The 20,699-nt window shown below is 69.0% G+C and carries 24 protein-coding genes and 1 pseudogene; 16 read left to right on the top strand and 9 right to left on the bottom strand.

Annotated elements, in window-relative coordinates:
* The first annotated feature begins 318 nt into the window (after positions 1-318).
* On the top strand, positions 319-1,581 hold the full coding sequence (locus LZF96_RS00450) for a cellulose binding domain-containing protein (protein ID WP_374203046.1): 1,263 nt from the start codon (positions 319-321) through the stop codon (positions 1,579-1,581).
* Positions 1,582-1,692: 111 nt separating this feature from the next.
* On the top strand, positions 1,693-2,637 hold the full coding sequence (locus LZF96_RS00445; RefSeq protein WP_233864498.1) for a hypothetical protein: 945 nt from the start codon (positions 1,693-1,695) through the stop codon (positions 2,635-2,637).
* Positions 2,638-2,842: 205 nt separating this feature from the next.
* Here LZF96_RS00445 and LZF96_RS00440 read toward each other — a convergent pair whose 3' ends face one another.
* Entirely contained in the window at positions 2,843-3,655 is an 813-nt protein-coding gene (locus LZF96_RS00440; protein ID WP_233864496.1) for a class I SAM-dependent methyltransferase, read from the bottom strand.
* A gap of 80 nt (positions 3,656-3,735) precedes the next feature.
* Positions 3,736-4,182, bottom strand: coding sequence for an ATP-binding protein (locus LZF96_RS00435; RefSeq protein WP_233864494.1), 447 nt, complete (start codon positions 4,180-4,182; stop codon positions 3,736-3,738).
* A gap of 240 nt (positions 4,183-4,422) precedes the next feature.
* Here LZF96_RS00435 and LZF96_RS00430 point away from each other — a divergent pair, with 240 nt between their 5' ends.
* The 9 genes from LZF96_RS00430 (at position 4,423) to LZF96_RS00395 (ending at position 11,321) form a co-directional block, all read left to right on the top strand.
* Positions 4,423-5,244: a helix-turn-helix transcriptional regulator gene (locus tag LZF96_RS00430; protein ID WP_233864492.1), complete on the top strand. Its 822-nt coding sequence runs from the start codon at positions 4,423-4,425 to the stop codon at positions 5,242-5,244.
* Positions 5,245-5,264: 20 nt separating this feature from the next.
* A complete protein-coding gene (locus LZF96_RS00425; RefSeq protein ID WP_233864490.1) occupies positions 5,265-5,465 on the top strand; it encodes a DUF397 domain-containing protein in 201 nt (66 codons plus the stop codon).
* A gap of 120 nt (positions 5,466-5,585) precedes the next feature.
* Entirely contained in the window at positions 5,586-6,101 is a 516-nt protein-coding gene (locus LZF96_RS00420; RefSeq protein ID WP_233864488.1) for a DinB family protein, read from the top strand.
* A 376-nt stretch (positions 6,102-6,477) separates the two neighbouring features.
* Entirely contained in the window at positions 6,478-7,188 is a 711-nt protein-coding gene (locus tag LZF96_RS26835) for a dihydrofolate reductase family protein (protein WP_308294119.1), read from the top strand.
* Positions 7,181-7,729, top strand: a complete 549-nt coding sequence (locus tag LZF96_RS26830) for a deaminase (RefSeq protein ID WP_308294118.1) — start codon at positions 7,181-7,183, stop codon at positions 7,727-7,729. Before LZF96_RS26835 ends, LZF96_RS26830 begins: the two co-directional genes overlap by 8 nt.
* Before the next feature lie 365 nt (positions 7,730-8,094).
* A complete protein-coding gene (locus LZF96_RS00410; protein WP_233864486.1) occupies positions 8,095-8,424 on the top strand; it encodes a hypothetical protein in 330 nt (109 codons plus the stop codon).
* Positions 8,425-8,582: 158 nt separating this feature from the next.
* Complete coding sequence (locus LZF96_RS00405; protein ID WP_233864484.1) at positions 8,583-9,353, top strand: ABC transporter ATP-binding protein; 771 nt, start codon at positions 8,583-8,585, stop codon at positions 9,351-9,353.
* Entirely contained in the window at positions 9,350-10,636 is a 1,287-nt protein-coding gene (locus tag LZF96_RS00400; protein ID WP_233864476.1) for a hypothetical protein, read from the top strand. Before LZF96_RS00405 ends, LZF96_RS00400 begins: the two co-directional genes overlap by 4 nt.
* On the top strand, positions 10,629-11,321 hold the full coding sequence (locus LZF96_RS00395) for a hypothetical protein (RefSeq protein WP_233864474.1): 693 nt from the start codon (positions 10,629-10,631) through the stop codon (positions 11,319-11,321). The genes LZF96_RS00400 and LZF96_RS00395 overlap by 8 nt, the downstream gene beginning before the upstream one ends.
* A 112-nt stretch (positions 11,322-11,433) precedes the next feature.
* On the opposite strand, the gene LZF96_RS00390 is transcribed toward LZF96_RS00395, so the two are convergent.
* Positions 11,434-12,036, bottom strand: coding sequence for a putative immunity protein (locus tag LZF96_RS00390; RefSeq protein ID WP_233864472.1), 603 nt, complete (start codon positions 12,034-12,036; stop codon positions 11,434-11,436).
* A 227-nt stretch (positions 12,037-12,263) separates the two neighbouring features.
* Here LZF96_RS00390 and LZF96_RS00385 point away from each other — a divergent pair, with 227 nt between their 5' ends.
* The 5 genes from LZF96_RS00385 (at position 12,264) to LZF96_RS00365 (ending at position 15,070) form a co-directional block, all read left to right on the top strand.
* Complete coding sequence (locus LZF96_RS00385) at positions 12,264-12,920, top strand: DUF433 domain-containing protein (protein WP_233864470.1); 657 nt, start codon at positions 12,264-12,266, stop codon at positions 12,918-12,920.
* On the top strand, positions 12,910-13,296 hold the full coding sequence (locus tag LZF96_RS00380) for a toxin-antitoxin system, toxin component, PIN family protein (protein ID WP_233864468.1): 387 nt from the start codon (positions 12,910-12,912) through the stop codon (positions 13,294-13,296). Before LZF96_RS00385 ends, LZF96_RS00380 begins: the two co-directional genes overlap by 11 nt.
* 56 nt (positions 13,297-13,352) lie before the next feature.
* Positions 13,353-14,102 carry a MerR family transcriptional regulator gene (locus tag LZF96_RS00375; protein WP_233864467.1) on the top strand — a complete coding sequence of 250 codons (750 nt, stop codon included), beginning with the start codon at positions 13,353-13,355 and terminating at the stop codon, positions 14,100-14,102.
* 10 nt (positions 14,103-14,112) lie between these two features.
* Positions 14,113-14,343 carry a hypothetical protein gene (locus tag LZF96_RS00370; protein WP_233864466.1) on the top strand — a complete coding sequence of 77 codons (231 nt, stop codon included), beginning with the start codon at positions 14,113-14,115 and terminating at the stop codon, positions 14,341-14,343.
* 61 nt (positions 14,344-14,404) lie between these two features.
* On the top strand, positions 14,405-15,070 hold the full coding sequence (locus LZF96_RS00365) for a hypothetical protein (RefSeq protein WP_233864465.1): 666 nt from the start codon (positions 14,405-14,407) through the stop codon (positions 15,068-15,070).
* Between the two features lie 120 nt (positions 15,071-15,190).
* On the opposite strand, the gene LZF96_RS26825 is transcribed toward LZF96_RS00365, so the two are convergent.
* From LZF96_RS26825 to LZF96_RS00335, 6 genes and pseudogenes are all read right to left on the bottom strand, one after another.
* Entirely contained in the window at positions 15,191-16,429 is a 1,239-nt protein-coding gene (locus LZF96_RS26825; protein ID WP_233864464.1) for an FtsX-like permease family protein, read from the bottom strand.
* A complete protein-coding gene (locus tag LZF96_RS00355; protein WP_233864463.1) occupies positions 16,426-17,172 on the bottom strand; it encodes an ABC transporter ATP-binding protein in 747 nt (248 codons plus the stop codon). Before LZF96_RS00355 ends, LZF96_RS26825 begins: the two co-directional genes overlap by 4 nt.
* Positions 17,173-17,218: 46 nt before the next feature.
* The gene (locus tag LZF96_RS00350; protein ID WP_233864462.1) at positions 17,219-18,001 is read right to left on the bottom strand and encodes a hypothetical protein; all 783 of its coding nucleotides are present in this window, start codon (positions 17,999-18,001) and stop codon (positions 17,219-17,221) included.
* Between the two features lie 790 nt (positions 18,002-18,791).
* Positions 18,792-19,319 (bottom strand): transposase, encoded by a 528-nt coding sequence (locus LZF96_RS00345; protein ID WP_233864461.1) that lies wholly within the window; start codon positions 19,317-19,319, stop codon positions 18,792-18,794.
* Positions 19,316-19,855: a winged helix-turn-helix domain-containing protein gene (locus tag LZF96_RS00340; protein ID WP_233864460.1), complete on the bottom strand. Its 540-nt coding sequence runs from the start codon at positions 19,853-19,855 to the stop codon at positions 19,316-19,318. Before LZF96_RS00340 ends, LZF96_RS00345 begins: the two co-directional genes overlap by 4 nt.
* A 230-nt stretch (positions 19,856-20,085) precedes the next feature.
* Positions 20,086-20,369 (bottom strand): annotated as a pseudogene (locus tag LZF96_RS00335) (transposase); the annotation flags it as partial.
* Positions 20,370-20,699 lie beyond the last annotated feature (330 nt).

The following is a 20,699-nucleotide window of genomic DNA, read 5'->3' as shown; positions in this document are numbered from 1 at the left end:
CGGTCGCGCCGACCCCCGGGGGCGTTTCGGGGGCGCCTCGACCCGGGATCGGGGGTGCGCCGGAGCGAACTCCGTTGTGGTGCACACGGGATTCGAGGGAAAACGATGGGCTGAAAGGCGAACCACTCGGGCGGTTCGTTCGTCCTGAAGAGGTGAGGGGTCCGGGTCGCCGTGGGGGGCGGCCCGGGCTCCCTCCCACTCGATTCCTTCTCCGTGTCCTCGCCGGGAGTCTTGACGGAAACGCTGATCGCCGGCTGGATGGTCGGGCGGCGTTGGGAGCGCTCCCATTCATCGGGTGTGAATGGGAAGGACGAAACCTTGCGAGGAGATCGGAAGCCGGCGGACCATCGGGCGCCGGGAGCACCGCCCCGGAGTCGAACCACCCCGTACCGGGTCGCGATCCGCGCGGCGCTCACCGCGTTCGTCGCCGCCACGGCCCTGCTGCTCGCCGGCCCGCTGGCGTCACCGGCCGTCGGGAGCACCGCTACCCCGATGCCGGGCGGAACCGAAACGGGATCCGGCGGCGGACACGCCGCCGTCGAGCCCGTGCGGATCATGCCGCTGGGCGACTCCATCACCGGCTCCCCCGGCTGCTGGCGCGCGATGCTCTGGGACGACCTGCGACGCGCGGGCCACACGAACATCGACTTCGTCGGCACCCTCGGTCCCCAGGGCTGCGGCATCCCCCACGACGGGGACAACGAGGGCCACGGCGGCGCCCTGGTCACCGACATCGCCGACCGGGGGCAGCTCGTCGGATGGTTGGCCGTCACGAGGCCGGACGTGGTGCTGATGCACTTCGGCACCAACGACGCCTGGAGCGCCCGCCCCACCGACACCATCCTCGACGCCTACACCACCCTGCTCGGGCAGATGCGCGCCCACAACCCCGAGATCACCCTCCTCGTCGCCCAACTCATCCCGCTCGAACCCCCCACCTGCGCCGCCTGCGCCGGCCGGGTGGTCGCGCTCAACGAGCGCGTCCCCGGCTGGGTCGCCTCCGTCACCACCGACCGCTCCCCGGTGATCGCGGTCGACCAGTGGACCGGCTTCGACACCGCCGTGGACACCTACGACGGCGTCCACCCCGTCGCCTCGGGCGACCGGAAGATCGCCGACCGGTGGTTCCCCGCCCTGACCGGCGTCCTCACCGACGGCGGGTCCGGGCCCGGTGGCGGCGGTGACGACGGCGGCCCCGGTGGCGACGGAGGTGTCGGCGACCCCGGGGGCACCACCGCCGGCGGCGCGGACGCCGGCCCCGGCGACCCGCCCGCCGACGCGTCCTGCGCCGCGCTGCCGGTCTTCGGCTCCTCCTGGCCGGGCGGTTTCCAGTTCGAGGTGACCGTCACCAACACCGGCACCGTCCCGATCACCGGGTGGAGCGTCCACCTGCCGACCATCACGGCCGACCAGGTGTGGGGCGGCACCGCCGAGCCCCACCCCGACGGCGGCACCCTCGTCACCAACGTCGCCTGGAACGGCACCGTCGCCCCCGGCAACTCGGTGTCCTTCGGCCTGATCGGATCGGGATCCGGGTCCACCGACGCGCCACCGCCCGGGTGCGTCCCCCGGACCGGCTGAACGAGCCGGATCGGCCGCGCCCCACCAGCCGGGGGCGCGGCCGTTCACCGGCCGGTCGGCGCGGCGTACGCTGTCCGCGACGCCAGGGGAGAACGGCCGACGGGGGATGCCATGGACACCGGTGACATACGGCCCGGGGAACCCGGTTCGACGGGAAGGACCGGCACCCCCGGGAACGCCCGGCACGCCCGGTGCCCTTCCTCCCCGTCCGTCGGTCGGGGCCGCCCGACGCCCGCCCGCTCCGGGGACGCCGGGGGCACGACGCTCGGCCTCGTCCTGGCAGTGCTCGCCGGCGCCGGCGCCGGCCTGGGGGCTCACTGGCTGCTCGATCAACCCGTGGAGACCTCCGGCGTCATCGGCGGCACCACCCTCCTCCTCTTCCTGATCGCCCACACCATCGGCGCGCGTGGTGCCGGCCCCGACCCCTCCACCGGCGGGCGGATCACCGAGACCGCCCGGCAGCGTCGGGTCGAGGTGGTCGCCCCGCCGGAGACCGAGCAGTGGTTGCGCCGGGCCCGCCGCGCCGCCGACCGCCTCGACGCCCACCGGGAGTTGGCCGCCCGCCGGGACGGTTCGGACGCCCTGGCCAACCTCCTCTCCGACAGTGCCGCGCACGCCCGGGTCGCCGCCGACCAACTCGTTCACCGGGCCGAGGCCGTCACCGCCATCGACACCACCGTCGCCGACGGCCCCGACACCCGCGAACTGCGCGGGGAACACCTGCGGTTGACCCGGGAAATCGAGTCCCTGCCCAAGGGCCCGGTCCGCCGCGCCAAGGAGACCTCGGCCCGGGCCGTGGCCGACCGCGCCGCCTCCCGCGAGCGGCTGGAGGAACTGCGGGTCGTCCTGATGGCCGAGCTGGAATCCCTCGCCCTGCACTTGGAGACCGCCGCCGAGCACGGCGGGGCGCTGCTCTCGTTGCGAACCGCCGGTGACCTGGCCGCCTCCAACCTCGACCTCACCCCGCTCACCACCGAGCTGGAGGCGGTGCGCGAGGGACTGGACCGGATGGACTCCCTCACCCGCGACCTCCTTCCGGAGCCTCCGGCCCGCTGACCGGTGCCGCCGGGCCCCGCTCGGCGGGGTGCTTTTCCCGGCCGACCCTCACCCGCCCCACCCACGCGGCCGGTGAGGGCGGAGACCTCGACATCCCGGGAACCCCGCACCCGCCCGGAACGGGGGCCACGCCGCACGCCGCACGCCGGGATCGACGGCCGGAACCGGGACGTGGCGTCGCCCGCCCGCGCCCTTCCCCGCCGCCTCAGCGCCGGGCGGCGCGCAGTATCTCGGTGAGGCGCGGTGGACCCTGCTCCGGGCGCCGGGCCCACCGCGCCCGGGCGACCACCGCGTACCGCTCGTCGTCCACCGGGCCGCCCCACAGCACCGGGTCCCCGGACAGCGGGACGGTCATCCAGGCCGCGACCAGCGGACGTATCGCCTCCTCCAGTGCCTCCGTCGGCACCCCGCCGGCCCACGGCAGCGGCTCCGCGCCCTCGCCGTAGGGGGAGGTGGGTGCGGCCGACTCCGCCCACCGCCCCTCGATCAGCACCAACCGGCCGCCCGGTCGCAGCAGGGACACCCAGCGGCGCAACGCGGCCAACGGATCCGGCAGTGTCCACAGCAGGTGCCGCACCACCACCGCGTCCCAGCCGTCGCCGGGAGCGGCGGGCGGGACGCCGGGTATCGCGCCCGGATCGTCGGATGCCCCCGCCTGGTCACCGGGCGGTGCGACCGGCCCCGGCACGGGCGGGTCGGCGGCGTCCCCCACCAGCACCTCGCCGGACAGCCCAGCGTCCGCCAGCTTGGCCCGCGCCGCCTCAATCATCGCCGGCGACAGGTCCACCCCCGTCACCCGGTGGCCGGCGGCGGCCAGGAGCAGGGCCAACGAACCGGTGCCGCACCCGAGGTCGAGCACCCGGGCGGGGGGCTCCGGAACCCACCGCGCGAGCAGGCGCGCCCAGGCGGCCCGGGTGCTCTCCTCCCACAGGCCGTGGTCGGGCTCCCGGTCGAAGATCGGCGCGGCGGCGTCCCAGTAGGAGGCCACGACGGATGCGTGCGTCCGCAGGGCTGTCATGTCGTCATGCTGACACCCACCACTGACAATTCCCGGACGAATGCCCCGGGATCGGACGCCCGCACGGGGCCGTCCCGTCCTCAACCCGGAACCCCGAGGGGGAGCTCGCACCACACCGTCTTGCCGATTCCCTCCGTACGGGGGCGTGGCACCAGGCCCCAGTCGGAGGCCAGGGCTGCGACCAGGAACAAGCCCCTGCCATCCTCGGTGTCCCTTCCCGTGCGGAGACGGTCGGGCGAGGGCGGGACGGCCGGTTGGGTCGGAGAGTCGTCGGAGACCGCGATCCGTACCCGGTCCCCGTTCAGGGTGGTCCTGATGGTCACCAGCGAGACCGAGGTGTGTCGGAAGACGTTCGTCACCAGCTCGGAGACCAGGAGGCGAGCGGTGTCCACCGGGTCGCTCCCCGTCAGGGGTGCCAACACCGAGGCCACGTGATCGCGGGCGATCCTCGCCGTTTCCGCGGTGTTGGGCGCGATCAACAGGTAGGTCGAGGTGTGGGTGGGCCGGGAGAGTGTGGTGGTGGCCATCCGGGGGCGCCTTCCTTCTGATGCGGAGAGTGGATCACCGTGGCTCGGTCATACGAAATGACTGCACTGCGGATTCACTGAATCACTCAGAGTGAGTGAACGATAGGGCGCATCCATGTGACGGCGCAAGGGTGAGACGTGTGCGTGAGGGTGAACCGAGGCATGAGAGAGTGACGCCGCGAAACGAGACGATCGCCGGGAGTTGGAATGCCGCCGAGGAGGAACCCCACCCTCCGCCAGGTGCGCCTGGGTCTGGAGCTGCGTCGCATGCGCGAGGCCGCCGACCTGTCGGCCCGGCAGGCCGGCGAACTCCTCGGGGGAAGTCAGGCCCAGATCAGCCACATCGAGTCCGGCCGATGGGGCGTCAGCGCCGATCGGGTGCGTCACCTGGCGGGCCTCTACGGAGCGAACGATCAGGGATTGATCGCCGCATTGTGCGAGATGACCACCCGTCAGGAGAAGGGGTGGTGGGAGAGGTATCGAGGGGAGCTACCCGATGCCTTCCTCGATCTTTCCGAGTTGGAATTCCACGCCCGTGAGATCTTGTCGTTCCAATCGTTCACCGTGCCCGGAATGCTGCAAACCCCGGCGTATGCGCGCGTCCTTTTCGCGCACGTACTTCCTCCTCTCTCCCGAGAGGTGATCGAGGCACGCTTGGAGCATCGCCTTGCTCGTAAAGCGGTGTTGCGGGGCGAGAGGGAGTTGCCGTTCCGCGCGGTGATCCACGAGGCTGCTCTTCGGGTGAGGTACGGCGGGGTTGACGTCGTGCGGGAGCAGATCGAATACCTGATCTCCGCCACGGGATGGGGCAACGTCACCATCCGGGTCGTGCCCTTCACCGCGGATGTCATGATCGGGTCGGCTCAACCCATGCTCTATGTTCGCGGTCCGGTCGAACGGTTGGACGCGGTTCAGTTGGACAGTGCCCACGACAATTACTATCTGAGCGACCCGGAAGACCTCAAGAGGTACAGGAGTATTTTCGACGCGGTGCAACACATTTCGCTGCCACCCGAGGAATCAGTGGACTTCATGCGTGAGATCCTGAAGGAGATGAAGTGACGATGACCGCAGGGGAGTTCATGGAAGCGAATTGGCAAAAATCCTCCTACTCGGAGGGTAACGGGGCCAACTGCATTGAAGTGACACGCCCCGGTCACACTGTTCTACTGCGGGAGAGCGAGGAACCGACCATCGTGCTCGGGGCCCCGCCCGTTCGCCTGGCCGCTCTGCTCGGCGCGATCAAGGAGGGGCGTCTCGGGCCTGCTCGGCGGATGATGTGACCGGAACCTTTCCGGTAGGTCCCGCAGGTCGTGCCGGCCCAGGGCGGGTGGTCGCACGCTCGCCCGCGCGGCTTCTAAACCACGCGACACCGCATCCGAGGTGTGGAAGCCTCACCCACGATGACACAACGAACCGATACACCCCCCGCGTGGGACGAACGTACGCAGCTGGCCACCTTCCTTGACTACGCCCGTGCCACGGCGCGAGCCAAGTGTGAGGGTGTCTCCGAGGAAGATGCCCGCAGGGCACCGCTCCCGGGTTCACCGTTGATGACGATGTGCGGGCTGATCAGCCACCTGCGGTGGGTCGAGTACCACTGGGTCCAGGTGATGTTTCTCGGGGAGGAGCCCGAGGGGCCGCTCACGGAGGCAACCGACGACGACCCCGACCCCGAGATGCGGATGGCGGCCGGGGTTCCGTTGTCCCGACTTCTCGCCGAGTACGAGGAGCAGAGCACCCGCTATCGCTGCCTGATGGCCGACCACGACCTGAACTCGACAGCCGAACGTCCCATCGGCGACGGCCGCCACGTGGACCTGCGCTGGGTGGTCCTCCACCTCATCGAGGAGATCTCCCGCCACAACGGCCACCTCGACATTGTGCGTGAACTCGTCGACGGACGGACCGGTGTCTAGCTTCTGACCGCTCCTCATGGGCGGAGCCGGAATGTGATCGAGGCGGCGATGGCGGTGTCGTGGAAGGCGCAGGCACGCGTCTCGGGCCTCGTGGCCACGGGCCGGGAGCCCTTCGGGACGTTGCTCGTCCGCTCCGCTTCGTTCCCCTGCTTCTCCCTCGTCTTGTCGAAGCCACCGGGGAGCCCTCCCACCACACCGGCCTGCCGGTCGGCCCTCTGCTTCCCCGGCTCGCGGATGGGGTCCTTGGTCCGGCTTCGTCACGGCCGGCGACGATTGCGGCGGGACGAGTCCGCCGGGCCCGGCGGGGCCGGATAGCGTTCGGGGTGCCCGGATCACCGGGCGCCCGAGCCCGTCCCCGCGCCCCCGGAGGGAAGAGATGACCGCCCGACCCCGCCGGCCCCGGGTGCTGCTGTCCGTGGCGACCTCGGTGGACGGGTACATCGACACCGCCGGCCCGGAACGCCTCCTCCTCTCCGGGGAGGAGGACTTCGACCGGGTGGACGCCGAGCGGGCGGGGTGCGACGCGATCCTCGTCGGCGCCGGCACGCTCCGCCGCGACGATCCGCGTCTGCTGGTCCGCTCCGCCGAACGACGGGCCGCCCGGTTGGCCGCCGGCCTTCCGGAACACCCGGCCAAGGTGGTGCTCACCACCTCCGGGGACCTCGACCCCGCCGCCCGGTTCTTCACCACCGGCCCGGCCGAGTGCCTGGTGTACTGCCCCGGCCGGGCCGTCCCCGGCGCCGCCGCGCGGCTGGAGGACGCCGCGACCGTCGTGGACGCCGGTGACCCACTCGATCCGGTCCGGGTGCTCGCCGACCTCGCCGGGCGCGGCGTGCGGCGGTTGATGGTCGAGGGCGGCGGCGGGATGCACACCCTCTTCCTGACGGCCGGGCTGGTGGACGAGATCCAGCTCGTCGTCGCCCCCTTCTTCGTCGGCGACCCCGATGCCCCCCGGTTCGTCGGCCCCGGAACCTTCCCGCACGGCCCCGGCAACCGGATGACGCCCGTCGAGACCCGCCTGGTCGGGGACTGCGTGCTCATTCGCTGGCTGACCCGTCCGCCGGCGCACACTGGGGATCATGTCTGACCCCGCGCGCCCCCCGGTTCCCCCTTCGAGCTTCCCGACCCCGCAGCCCTCGCCGTCCGCCGGGCTGCCCGACCCGCCGGCCGGGGCGACGCCCGGCGAGGTCCACGACCACTGGATGCACCGGGCCGTCGCGCTGGCCCGCAACTGCCCGCCGTCGACCACCGCCTTCTCCGTCGGCGCGGTGATCGTGGGGGAGGACGGGCGGGCCCTGGCCGCCGGCTGGTCCCGGGAGACCGCCCCGCACGACCACGCGGAGGAGGCCGCCCTCGCCAAGCTGCCGCCCGGTGACGAGCGGCTGACCCGGGCCACGATGTACAGCACGTTGGAGCCGTGCAGCGCACGGGCCTCCCGGCCGCTGACCTGCACCCAGCTGATCCTCGCCGCCCGCATTCCCCGGGTCGTCCTGGCCTGGCGGGAACCGTTGCTCTTCGTGGACTGTGACGGTGCCGAGAGGCTGCGCGGGGCGGGCGTCGAGGTGATCGAGACGCCGCACCTCGCCCCCCTCGCCCGCGCCGTCAACGCCCACCTGCTCAAGGGGTGATCGGGTGGGGACGGATTCGAGGCGGGAATCCGGGATTCCTTCATGGGGCACTTCGATTCGAAGAGTGAACTTCCCCGCCTGATTTCGGCTATTTCCGGCCGGATCCCGCTCCGCCCGGGCGCGGGAGCGCAAGGGGTGCGACCGCCGAAGCGGAGAAAGGGGCCGCCCCCACCCCCGCGTTCAGCGTGTGTTCGAGTCATGACCTCAAGTCATGGTCGAGGTTCATGCCGGCCGGTAATGGCGCTTGTCGCCTTCTGTCGCGCCCGGCACGATGGGCGACCTCACAAGATCAGTCGGGGCTTCGACCCGTCCACGCCGAGGCCCTTTTCCCGCCACACCACCGTGCTCCGAGGAGAGGTAGGTCCATGGCGAAGAGGTTCGTGATCCCCGGAGTCGTCGCCGCGTTGGCGCTCGGCACCGTCGTGACGTTCGGGGTTGTCCCGTCGGCACAGGCGGCCGGTTCCAGCGCCCGTATCAACAACTGCTGGTCCACTTGGGGCAGCACCGGGAGCGCCGCCCACTGCGTCAACACCTCGGTGACCGGTCACTACCGGAACGAGGCCCACTGCGGGGGGATCGACTACGACCGGGTCTCCGGGTGGGTCCGGATCGCCCGGGGCTCCACGGTGGATCCCTGGGGTCGGTTGGAGTGCGCGTGGTCGATCAGGTCCTCCGACCTCTCCTTCAAGTACTGAGCGGGACCCCGGTACCGGGCGGAAGGCCGGCCGGGGGTCCGGTCGCCGACCTCCTTTCGGCGATCCCGGGCCCGGCGGCGAACCGGGCGGTGTGACGCTGTTCGTCGGGTCACGCGCTCCTTCGGGAGCGCGGGGCCCTTTCACGTGAAGGTGTTGTTGTGCGGTCGGTTGTTCGGGTCTCGGGTCTGGTCCAGGGGTACGGCAGGGATCCGGTGATCTCCGGGTTGGACCTGGGGTTGGAGCCGGGTGTCACCGGCCTCCTGGGGCCCAACGGGGCGGGGAAGAGCACGCTCCTGCGCACGCTGGCCACGGTGACACCTCCCCTGGAGGGGGAGGTGCGCGTGCTCGGCGAACACGTGCGCTCCGAGCGGACGGCGCGTGCCGCCCGCCGGGAGATCGGCTACCTCCCGCAGGACTTCGGGTACTTCGGGAACTACTCCGTCCACGACTTCGTGCGGTACTGCGCCTGGTTGCGCGAGGTGCCCTCGGCCCGGATCGCGGAGGCGACGCACGCCGCGCTGCGCCGGGTCGGCCTCGCCGAGCGTGCCGGAGCCCGGATGAGGACCCTCTCCGGCGGGATGATCCGCCGGGCGGGGATCGCCGCCGCCGTGGTCGGCTCCCCGGCCCTGGTGCTGCTGGACGAGCCCACCGTCGGCCTGGACCCGGCCCAACGGCTGGAGTTCCGCGAACTGGTGCGCTCCCTCGACGGCTCGGCCGTCGTGCTCAGCACCCACCTCGTGGAGGACGTGGCCGCCGTCTGCGAGCGGGTGCTCGTCCTCGACAGCGGAAGCGTCCGCTTCACGGGCACGCCCCGGGAGTTGGCCGAGCGGGCCGTGCCGGGCGCACCCGGGGACACCGAGCTGGAACGCGGCTACATGGCCGTCCTCGGTTCGGCGACGGCCACGGCGGAGACGGGGGCGCCGGCGTGACGGGGCGGATCCTCCTCGCGGAACTGCGGCACTCGCCCCTGCGGTGGGCCTGGCCCGTCCTGGTGGCGATCGACCTCTTCACGCTCTTCGGACGGTCCGATCACTGGATCGGTGTCTGGTCGGAGGCCGGCGCGGCCGCGCAGATCCCGGCCTTCTACCTGGGCCCGGCGATGGCGGCCCTGGCGGCGTGGACGGCCGCCCGGCGCCGCCGGGAGAACACCGGCGGGTGGATGGACGCCGCCGCGCGCCCCGCCCCGTTGATGGAGTGCGTCCACCTCGGCACCGCCCTCGTCTACGGGGTGACGGCCTACGGGGTCGGCGTGATCGCGGCCGTGGCGGTGACCGTCCCCGGCGGCGGAACCCACTTCTTCTGGCCCGGGTACGTGCTGCTCGGTCTCGTCGTGATCGTGCTGTGCACCGGCGTGGGGCACGCGGTGGGCAGGACCGGCACCTCGCTGGTGGCCGCGCCCCTGGGTACGGCGCTCGCCCTGTTCGTCCTCTTCTCCTTCTTCGGGTTCGTGCCGCAGGGCCCGGAGTGGGGACTCGGCCTCATGGTGCTCTCCGGCTATCCCGACGTGGTCACCGCCGTCGGCCCGATGCTGGCCAGAAGCGCTCTGGCACTCGGGGTGGTGCTCGTGGCCGTGGCGGTCGGGCGGCGGCTGCGCTCGACCCCGGGGCGGCCCGGTTGGCCCGGCGTCCCCGCCATGGGACTCGCCGCCTGCGGGCTCCTCACGGTGGCGGTGGTGGGCTTCGCGATGGCAGGCCCGGTGCTCCAGCAGCGCGGCGTCCCCGACGAGCCGCTGTGCACCTCGCACGAACCCCGGGTGTGTCTGTGGCCGGAGAGCCGCAGGTACCTGGAGGAGGCCGAGCTGATGAGCCGGCGGGTGGCCGCCCTTCCCGCCGACCTCTTCACCTCGCCGGCCGCCTTCCACGAGACCGGTCTGCGGGGGGAGACCACGATGGGCTCGGGCTTCCACATCCGCGAGGGTGAGATGTGGGAGGTCGCCACCTCGCTGGCGATCGGGGTCCAGGAGGCGACCACGCCGCCCTACTGCGACGCGATCACCTTCGACGAGGCCGAGAAACGGTGGGCGGCGGACATGGAGCTGATCTCCTGGCTGACGGCGCGCATCGCGGGCGGGGGGAAGCCGCCGACCGTGCACGGTGGTCCGCCGGGGGTGGACGAGAAGGCGGTTCACGCGCTCCTCACCGAATCCGAGGAGGTTCAGATGGCCTGGGCCGAGGAACGCCTCGCGACGATCCGGGACACCCGCTGTGTCTGACCTGCGGAGCCGCCTGCGGCTGTGTCACCCGACGGGCGTGGTCATCGGCGCGGCGGGGATGCTCGCGGCCCTGGTGTGGTTGGGCGGGCTCGCCATGCCGGTGCCCGTGGCGGTCGGGGGCGACTCGACGGTGCGGCTGCGGATGATCGTGGTGCTGGCGGGCGCGATCCTGGTCGCGGTGCCGATGCGCAGCCCCATGGCCGACTGGGAGGCCGTGGCCGGACCCCGGGCTCGCCGGGCGGAGTTGACGCTGTTGGCCGTTCTCGTGTCGGTCGGCGTGGTCCTGGTCGGGGTGGGCGAGGCGCTGGTCCGGTCCCCGGAGTCGGCGGCCTCGCTGCTGCGGGCCCAGGCGATCTGGTTGGGCCTGGCGGTGGTCTCCGCCCGGTTGCTCGGCGGATGGTCGCGGGCCTGGGTGCTGCCGTTGACGACGCTCTTCCCCCTCACCTACCTCGGTTGGGACGCGACGGGGGAGGTGTACTGGTGGAACTGGCTGTGGCAGCCGCACACGGCGGTGGGCTGCTGGGCCCTGGCCGCCGCGAGCGCGGCCGGCGCGGTCCTCGCCCTGTGGGCCACCCCCTGGCGGACGCGCCGGGTGCGCCCCCGCCTCCGGCGGGGGCGCGGGGCGCCCCCGGCCGCGCCGGCCCGGCCCGGGAGCCGGGCGAAGGCGCCCGCCGCCGGCCGCTGAGCGGCGGGGCACGGTCGGTTGTACCGGGCACGGCCGGCCCCGGCGGTTCGGACCCCCGGGTCCGGGAGTCCGGAGCCGCTCGTCCGCCGCGGAGGGTGTCGGGCCCTCGGCGTCATCGAGCCCGTTCCCGGCCGCGCAGGGCGGCGTCGAGTTCGCGGAGGAGCTCGCCCGGGCGCCCGCCTCCGGGCGGGGCGGCGGGCAATCGGCCGAGCACCGCGAGGACGGCCGGCGGCGCGTGACGCCGAGCCCAATCCGCTGTCCCGGCGGTGGCGTCCCGGTCCTCCCCGGACACCAACTCCTCCGCCCGTGCCGCGTGCGCCGCCGCGCCGAGGACGTGTTTCACCTGGTGGGCACTGGCCAGGGGGTGGAGATACGCGGCGGCGGCCGCGTGCCCCGCCGCCCGTGCCGCGTCGACGGCGGTGGGCGGGGTGGCGTCCTTCGCCGCCCGGTGGGCGGCCCACGCGCTGTTCCGCAGAGCGGCCGTGCGACGCCCGCCGTCGGCGAAGGCGCGGGCCGCCTCGATCGCCTCGCGGGGGCGGGGGTCGTTGGGGTGGGCCTCCTCGAAGAGCGGCAGCACCCTGCGCGCGCACTCGGCGGCGTAGCCCGTGATCCCACGGAGTTCGTCCTCGCTCAGCTCGATCGCGCTCGTCCCGGTGGCCACGGCCTCATCCTGCCCCGGGTCGCCGATCGATGCCGAGGGGTTCTCGGTCACCATCGATCAACGTCCGGGAGTATTCCGTCGATCGAATGGTGGTCGAGGGTGCGTGATTCACGGTCGGCATGCCTTTCGTCGGGATATTCCCGCGGGATGGCGAGGTCTCTCATCCGATTTTCGACGCCGTCGGAGGAGGATTTTCCGTGTGAGGGGTGGATGTGTCGGTGCGACATGCCACACTGTGGATCCGATGGTTGAGGTATTCGGGAAACGAAAGGAGGAATGCCGTGACGGACAGGTTCGAGCAGGCTTTCCTGACCCGCTCGGAGACCGCTTCCCACCTTCAGATCCCGTGTTCGACCTTGAACAGCTGGCTCAGGGGGGAGGCGGCCGGTGCTCCTCTCGTCCACGAGGTGGAGGCCGAGCAAGCCAAGCAGCCCACGATTCCCTTCGTCGGTGTCGCCGAGGCGTACGTACTGCGTTCGTTGCGGGACCTCGGCCTGCGGATGAGTGAGATCCGCGAGGCGGCCTCGGCGGTACGGGCCGCTTTCCACACCCCGTACGGGTTGGTCTCCCGGCGCATCGCCACCGACGGGGTGGAGATCTTCGTCGAGCACGGCTTGGGGGACCTGCGGCGGGTCCGGGACGGGCAGAGTGCCATCCGGGAAGTGGTCGCGGATCACCTGCGATACCTCTCCTGGGAGGCGGGCGACGAGTTCCCCTCGGGCATCCGGCTCCGGCAGTATCCGGCGGAGGTGCCGGTGGTCCTTGATCCGCGCTTCGGGCACGGGCGTCCTGTGATCGAGTCGAACCGGGTACCCGTGACGGCCGTGGCCGACCTCTGGGAGGCGGGGGAGAGCGTCGAGGAGATCGCGTACGAGTACGACATGACGCCGGAGCAGGTGGACCTGTTGTGCCGGGCGGTGGTGCGTCTTGCCGCCTGAGTTCCTCCTCGACCGCAACCTCGGACGCCGGGTTTCGGAGGAACCGAGCGCACGGGGTTGGGTGGTCCATCGGATCGGTGATGTCTATTCGGACGATGGTCAGGATGTGCCGGACGAGGAGTGGATCGCTTTCGGCCTCCGTAGGGGATGGGCGCCGCTCTCGAAAGACGGTCGCATCAGGGGAAGGGATCGCGAATGCGGTCCCCTGCGTGAACATGCCGGTATTCTCTTCTATCTCGACAATCAGCAGTTGCGCTCCACGGTGATAATCGATCGTTTCGATTCGTGCCGTCCCCTCATCCTGGAGGCGGTCGAGAAAGGCGGTCCGGCGGCGTACGCGGTGCGGGCGGAGGGGATCGAGCAAACCTGGCCGTGAACGCCCGACCGGCTCCTGTTGACCTTCGGGTTGGTCGAAGGGCCACGCTCGGGGCCATGGACGATCACACGGACCTGCTGGGGATCGGAGCCTTCGCCCGCCGCGTCGGGCTGACGCCGAGCGCCCTGCGCTTCTACGACGACTGCCGCGTGTTGCGACCCGCGCAGGTGGACCCGGTGACCGGCTATCGGTACTACGCACCCGGGCAGGAACGACGCGGTCGGTCGCTGCGGACGTTGCGCGAGGCGGGCGTTCCCCTGGCGGAGGCCGCCGTGGTTCTGGACGGCTCCCGTACGGAGGCGGTGGCCGTGTTGGAACGGCACCGTCGGCGGACGCGGGAGTGGACGCGCGTCGCGGAGGCGGCGCTCGATGAGCTGCTCACCGCCGTGACGGGTGCGGGAGCCGGGACCGGTGACGCCCGTGAGCGGGGGACGGAACCGGTCGGCCCCGACCGGCACCCGCCCGACCCCGACGGGATCACGCGGGTGCGACTGGACGGCCTCGAACTGGCCGGGGCGGTGCGGCAGGTGGTGCCGTCGGTCGAGCGGACCGGCGAGCACCCGGTGCTCGGCTGTGTCCTGATCGAGGTCGGGGGCGGCGGGGACGATCGGAACGGCGAGGCCGGCGAGGCGCGGTTCGTCGCCACCGACCGGTATCACCTGGCGGTGAGATCCCTCGTTCCCCGGGAGCTGTCGGGGCCCCGGCGGGCGGTGCCGGTTCCGGCGGATGCCCTGGTGGGGTTGGCCGCCGGCGCGGTGCGGACCGACACCCGACCGGGACACCGTCGCCGTCACGGCGGTGGGTGAGGCCGGGGAGGTGCCGGCGCCCGTTCACCTCCCCGCCGTGTGGCGCGGAGAGGGCCGGCTCCGGATCGGTTTCGACCCCGCTGTGCTCGCCCGCGCGCTGGAGGCCGGGATCGGCCCGGACGTGTTGCTGGAAGTGGCGGACGAGTGCTCCCCGGTTGTCGTGCGCTCCGCCGACCAGGGCGGCTTCACCACACTGGTCATGCCCATCGCCCTCCCCGGCGACGGCCGGCCCGTCCGGTGAGTGCCCGTCACCACCTTTCCGTCCTCCCACGCCCTTCCACGAGTTCACCGGGAGTCGAGACATGGACCCGAACAACCCCGTCGTCCGCCTGTGCGGCGAGGGCATGACCGCCGAGCCCGAGGGCCGGCAGGACGAAGCCCGCGAGCTGTTCCGGCGGGCCCGGGACGCCGCATCCGACGACTGGGAGGCGTGCGTCGCCGCCCACTACCTCGCCCGGCACCAACCCGGTCCGGAGGAGACGCTGCACTGGAACCGCGAGTGCCTGCGCCTGGCCGAGCGGGTGGGGGACGACCGGGTGCGCGGCTTCCACGCCTCCCTGCACGGCTCGATCGGGCGCGCGCTGCTGGAACTCGGCAGGCCCGGGGAGGCCGGGCCCCATTTCGCGGCGGCGGCCGATGGCCTGGCGGACCTCCCGCCGGGGCCGTACGCCGACCGGCTGCGGTTGTGCGTGGCCCGAGGACTGCGGGAGACCGACCCCGGGCCGGGGAACAGCCCGGCGGAGGAGCGGCTGAACGCCCTGGTCACCGCCTGGTGCGCCCGGTCCGACCTCGACGCGCTCGCCCTGGTGCTCCCGGCTCTGCGCGGTGATCTGCGCACCCTGGGGGACGCCGAACGCCTCACCACCGTGCTGCGGATGCTGCATACCGAGCGGCGCCTTCCGGCCGGGGAGCGGGAGACGCTCACCGCCGTGATCGCCCCGGAGCGCGCCGACGCCCCGACCGGGTGAGGTCTGGGCCGGGGCGTTCGGGCCGCCGGGTGGGGTCAGTCCACGCGGGGTGCAGGGTGAGGACGGGGCCATCACGCACCACGCCGCGGCGTATCAGAAAACGAGGAGGGGAACCACTCTTCAGAGATTTCGAAGCACTGTGTCGGGAGGAAGACGACGGACGTAGTGAAGAGGGAAGAGCGCTCCGAGAAGCAGCACCAATCCAGGAACGGGCAGCAGCGTGAGTCCCAGGAGAAGATCCGCTTTGGTTCCTCCGAAAAGAAGCAACGTTACCCCCAGCCCCAGGCCCACTCCTATCAATGCTGCGATAAAGCCCAATGCGAATAGTTCCATCGCGAGAAGACGGAGAATTCGGGTGTCGGTGAAGCCGAGTGCCTTCAGTAGACCGATCTCGCTCATGCGGGAACGAACTCGTTGAGTTCCCAGCACCAGACCGAATAGGAGGCCGAGCCCAAGCAGTGCCCACAGGGCAACGTTGGTGGCAGTATCGAGCATTGCCATTGCAGGGGAGAGACCTCGCATCTGGGCAGTGACGCTGGCGGCGTAGAGGCCGGCTTCTCTCAGCATCCGCTGAACTTCGGGAACATCCTGTGCAGAGGCCGCTTCCACTCTCAACGAGTCGTAACCCTCGCCACGTTCAATCTCCTCGACAGTCGCACCCCGCATCCCGGCGTATACAGTAGTGGCCACATCGGGATGCACATATGCCGTACCGGGGCCATCCAAATTCCCCAGAGTATCGTTGTGTACGGCAGTCACGGTGAAGAATAGCTCTTCGGGATCACCGCCATACATGGCTTCCGAGCCACGCTCATCCCGCTCTATGTGCTCTACGGGTGTATGGAGTACCACGATCTCCTGGCCAATAAGGTCTTCGGCTGAGAGTCCGGAAAAACCTTCGGGCATGAGGATTTCATCCCGCTCCAGGAAGACGGAATTTTCTCCTTTCCCGCCAGCTTCCTGCTTTTCTTGACCAGCCACCACCGTCGGGTGGGCTGCCGTGAGCGGAAGCAACGTCAGCATGCGGGGATCGGAGCGGTCTTTGTCCTTACTGAGGTAAGCTTCTCCTCCTCCGCCCCCGTAGGGAGTCACTGCGGTGACCCGGGGAAAATTCGCAATGGTGTTGATTCGCTCACGGGTGAGAGGCGTACGGCCGTCAGGTGTATCCGCCCATACATTAATTGTGCGCAAGAGTCCGTCTCGGGTGTCGAGCTCTTCCACGGTGGCCTGAGCCTCGTGCACCGCTCCCCGAGCAAGAACACTGAAACTGACAAGGAGAGAAAGAACTACCGGAATCAACCAGTGGCGACGTAGTGAACGCAATAGCTCTACCTGCACCAAGCGGTTTTCTGTTTTCACGCCTCCCCCTCCGTATCCAGCATGGAGTCAGAGCGCACCTTCGCCTCCCGAGCCATATTTTTCACCAATTTCCCATCACGCAATTCAAGCGTGTGTGTGGCATGGTCGGCAAAGGCCTCGTCATGGGATGCGACCAGCACGGCTCGCCCGCCTGTGGCCAGATTCGTGAGATATCGACGCACGACTTCTCCCGAAGACGTGTCCAAGCCCGCTGTCGGCTCATCAGCCAGAATCAGAGGAGGCTCGTTGATCAAGGCTCTAGCCAGAGCAGCACGCTGTGCTTCACCTCCGGACAACAGCGCCGGACGATGGCTCAAGCGTCCCTGCAAACCAAAATTTTCCAGAAGTTCAATGGCTCGATCATGTGCATTGAGCTTGGTATCGACAGAAGGAAGCAGAACATTTTCCAGAATGTTTAGGGCGGGAAGAAATGTTGGCTTCTGGAAAACGAAGCCGATACTCCGGCGTCGTATTGAAGCTGCCTTCGCCCCTACGAGGTCAGAGACGTTCTCTCCCGTCACGTAAACTTTTCCGCTGTCAGGCCATGCCAAAAGACCAGAGATTGACAGCAGAGTGGTCTTTCCGGTACCCGAAGGGCCTCGCAACCAAACCAAATCTCCACCGCAAAGTCGCAAAGACACTGAATTCAGAACTGTCGAGTCCCCGGTTGAATTCTTTGCATGCTTCACGGGGAAGCTTTTGGTGACGGACTCAAGAACGAGGGCGTCATTTTCGTTTTTCATTTTTCTGTCGGTATCTTTCCGTTCCCGAGGTACCGTACTTGCACACTCATCGAGGAATCAACCCACTGATCAAGCCCAACCAAGAGTCTTGGAGAACGCAGAAATCGACATCGAGGGAAGCGCGATAATGTGTCTCGCTATTCCCGCATCCACGTACAGATTCCAGCCAGTTTAGCAAGCCATCGGGAAGTTCGTTGATGTTGGTGCCGCTTCCGGGGACCTTGTATGCTGCCACAACTTCCGAAAGAAGAGCATCGTTGTCGGGATTCTTTAGGAATTTCCCAGCCTCGATTATTTCCCGCTTGTAATGCCTTTTAATTTCTTGATCATTCTCGATGTAGGGCAGGAGGGCGAGAATTTGCCATGCATGATAGCGGTCGAGTCGAGTATCCACATCGAAGGTTTCTGCGGTAAGTGGAGGGATGTTCTCCCAATAGCCCAATCGCTCCACCATCTGTATGGCCAGCTCCACCCCATCGGCGTTCATGCGATGCACGCCGTCGTTCTTCAGTCGATCTACCGTACACGAGACAGCGCGCTGCTCAAGCTCAGTGTTGCGTTCTTCGGCTATGTGAAGAATTGCTGCGGAGAACAACATTCCGTCGCATTGATTCTCGCGGCTTGTGATGTCGGCATACTCCTTGGCTCTCTCTACCCCTTCGGCGCCAATAATTCTGGCTCCTTCACCTGTCGAGTCTGCTATGGCGGCAGCGAAATATAGCGAGGTCATGTCATTGGGCGGTGCTGGGTCCACCTGTTCTTCCATCGGTGACACGGGCGAGTAAACACCTTCTTGGAGTTGGAACTCAGAAAGGTCCGCGATCATCACCTCCACATCTGATTGACCCATGCAAGCCGAAACCGAGAGGATGAGCCCCAGAGAAACGACCACAGATACCAAACGCCCCAGCGGGGCACCCTCAATAGGATGCCCCGGGGACGACCCTTTCCGGGTCACTTGCGCTCCTCAGTTAGCGGTGGCAACCCGGTTCACTTGGTAGTACCGAGTGGTCGCAGTATTCTTCCAGCTGGCGTAAACAGTGGTAACCCCGAAGCAAGTGTTCCCACTCAGGTAAGCGCCACGCTGCCCCCTGTCATTGGTAAGGTGCCTATCGAGTGAACCGGTCTGAAAAGCCCCGCCACCCCAACCGATTCCGTATCCTGTGGCCTCAACATGAGTCTTCACCATGTCAATCCCAGAACGTGGGGCTGCACCACCGGATATGACAGCAGATACCTGGAAGTCTGAACAACCCCTTATGCTAAGAGTGTTGCTGTACCAGATATTCGAAGTCAGAGAAGCGCTACTTGTGATGGCAATGGTCTTTGAGCTACCTCCCGCATGCGCGGATCCGGCCGTTCCAAACCCTACCAAGACAGCAATAGAAGCAACGAAAAGCTTGCGTGCCAGATTCACTTTCCCCCTCTTTCGCCACATGAGAACCCTTTCTCTGTCGGGCCCTCGGATGTGCATAGCTTTACACGCATCTCAGCTATGTGCAACCAACCGTAAGCGCACAGTAAATGAGTATTTATCGGAAATTCCACCTCTCGCGCTTCCGTCAAGTCGAATTCTTTGAGGTCTACTGAGGTTGAAATCGTGATGTCGTCTTCGGTGATCAGGGGCTGAGGGGCAGTCCTGTCTCGGTGAGGCAGCCGTCTATGAGGTCGCTGCGGTACTGGATGTGGCGGAGACCGCGTCGGATGGTCTGGACGAGGTGTTCGGGGGTGCTGAAGGCGACGTTGGAGAGCCGGCCGCGCCGCAGCAGTGACCAGATCCCTTCGACCGGGTTGAGGTCGGGTGCGTAGGGCGGCAGGTAGTAGATGGTCGGCCAGTCCCGGGCTGCCGCCCATTTCCGCAGGTCGGCGGCCTTGTGGACGTTGAGATCGTCCCAGACCGGGACGATCGGGCCTCCGAGCTGCCGGTGTGCGGCGATCAGCAGGTCGCGGTAATCGCGCCAGGAGAAACTCTTGCGTCCGTCGCGGTTGCCCTCGTCGCGGCGGGGCCGGTAGATCAGCCTCGATCGGTGACCGGGTTTGTAGCAGGTCAACGCTGCGATGGAGATGCGTCTGCGGGAGCGGCGGCGGACTCGCACCACCGGGGTTCGACCGCGCTGTGACCAGGTCTTCGCCTGCGGCGGCGTCATGGAGAAGCCGGCTTCGTCCTCGAAGACGAGCCAGGCTCCACGGGCCGCCGCGAGTCTTCCGCGCAGGGCCAGGTCTCCTTCACCCAGCCGGTCACGGCCTCGTCGTTGCGTTCCAGGGCCCGGCGGGCGGGGACCTGGCAGGACCAGCCGTTGCGCACCAGCAGCTTGCGCACACCCTGAATGGTGTAGGTCAGGTGGAAGCGCCGGCCGATCACGGTCTTGATCCGGCTCGGGGTCCAGCGCTGGTCCTGCCAGCCGTGCGCGACCGGCCCCTTGGCCAACTCCGCCTCCAGCTGCGCGAACTGCTTCTCGCTCAGTCTCGGCAACGACGCCGAGCCCTGCGACCGCAGAGCATGCGCCCCGTCCTCCTCCCACGCCTGCCGCCATCGCTGCACCGACCGGACGTTGACACGCAGATCCTTGGCGATCACAGAACTCGCCTCGCCCCGGGCGAACCGCTCGGCTGCCTGGAGCCGTAACCCCTCGCGAAACCGCTGCCGTTCGGCGGTCAGCCCGCCCCCTTGTGGATACCGCATGTCCCGGTGATACCGCAGAGGACCGCCGTCCGTCAGCCTCTACGACACCACGAGTTCAACCTCGGTAACCTCGATGTTTCGTGAGGGTTTATCGACGGGGTCGGTGGACCCTTTCGCTCTCCGGAGTTGTTGGTGGGCAGGCCGGGGGCCCGGCTGTCGCGTCGGGTGGGCGCCGGGTTCCACTGCTCCGGGGTGAGTTCTTGTTTCGTCGGGACAGATGGTTTCGCTGGTCAGCCGGGGTTGGGCAGGAGTGCGAGCCGGTGGAGGGTGCCGGTGATCTCATGGGTCCGGGGCCAGTGGTGGGTGAGGCGGAGGATGCGGCGGCGGCCGGTGGTGACGAGCCGGCCGGCCACGGAGAACAGGCGGAAGCGCAGGCGCCGCGGTTCCCGGGGCCCGGCTTTACCTATCAGGGCGAGCATCGGCATCCAGGCGGTGGGTTCGGTGCCGTCTGGACAATCTCCAGCCAGATCTGGTTGTAGGCGAAGTTGTGGAAGGGCAGGTTGCCCAGGTCGGTGTCCCCGTAGACCACACCGTCAGTCATGTGTCTGACGGCGGTATCACCGCACAGCTCTTCTGCGTGGCAGCGGGGTGTGATGAGGACTCCGGCTCCTCGGGGGTGTCCCCAACGACGCTCAGGACTGGGCTCTACGGCACACGGACCGCACCGGGCACGACCTGTTCCGGCACGAGTACACCGACCAGGCCCGTGTGATCCGCCACGGGAGTGGGCCCCGGTCCGCTGAACAATGGAGAGCAGGACACTCCAGCGGTTCGGACGATTGCGCTTCCGACCGGACGTGCCCCCGTTGAGCCAATGCGCTCAGGCTCTCGCCTCCGTCCCTCC

The organism is Streptomyces sp. ST2-7A, from assembly GCF_021390475.1.
GTDB lineage: Bacteria > Actinomycetota > Actinomycetes > Streptomycetales > Streptomycetaceae > Streptomyces.
The sequence above is the reverse complement of the archived record's forward strand: the minus strand, read 5'-3'. Positions and strand labels throughout refer to the sequence as shown.

Coding starts and splice junctions, on each gene's coding strand:
- LZF96_RS26835 (WP_308294119.1), top strand. CDS start 6,478: ATGACCGCCCGACCCCGCCGGCCCCGGGTGCTGCTGTCCGTGGCGACC.
- LZF96_RS00445 (WP_233864498.1), top strand. CDS start 1,693: ATGGACACCGGTGACATACGGCCCGGGGAACCCGGTTCGACGGGAAGG.
- LZF96_RS00440 (WP_233864496.1), bottom strand. CDS start 3,655: ATGACAGCCCTGCGGACGCACGCATCCGTCGTGGCCTCCTACTGGGAC.
- LZF96_RS00340 (WP_233864460.1), bottom strand. CDS start 19,855: ATGCGGTATCCACAAGGGGGCGGGCTGACCGCCGAACGGCAGCGGTTT.
- LZF96_RS00425 (WP_233864490.1), top strand. CDS start 5,265: ATGGAAGCGAATTGGCAAAAATCCTCCTACTCGGAGGGTAACGGGGCC.
- LZF96_RS00375 (WP_233864467.1), top strand. CDS start 13,353: ATGGACGATCACACGGACCTGCTGGGGATCGGAGCCTTCGCCCGCCGC.
- LZF96_RS26830 (WP_308294118.1), top strand. CDS start 7,181: ATGTCTGACCCCGCGCGCCCCCCGGTTCCCCCTTCGAGCTTCCCGACC.
- LZF96_RS00355 (WP_233864463.1), bottom strand. CDS start 17,172: ATGAAAAACGAAAATGACGCCCTCGTTCTTGAGTCCGTCACCAAAAGC.
- LZF96_RS00390 (WP_233864472.1), bottom strand. CDS start 12,036: ATGGTGACCGAGAACCCCTCGGCATCGATCGGCGACCCGGGGCAGGAT.
- LZF96_RS00410 (WP_233864486.1), top strand. CDS start 8,095: ATGGCGAAGAGGTTCGTGATCCCCGGAGTCGTCGCCGCGTTGGCGCTC.
- LZF96_RS00345 (WP_233864461.1), bottom strand. CDS start 19,319: ATGACGCCGCCGCAGGCGAAGACCTGGTCACAGCGCGGTCGAACCCCG.
- LZF96_RS00435 (WP_233864494.1), bottom strand. CDS start 4,182: ATGGCCACCACCACACTCTCCCGGCCCACCCACACCTCGACCTACCTG.
- LZF96_RS00365 (WP_233864465.1), top strand. CDS start 14,405: ATGGACCCGAACAACCCCGTCGTCCGCCTGTGCGGCGAGGGCATGACC.
- LZF96_RS00420 (WP_233864488.1), top strand. CDS start 5,586: ATGACACAACGAACCGATACACCCCCCGCGTGGGACGAACGTACGCAG.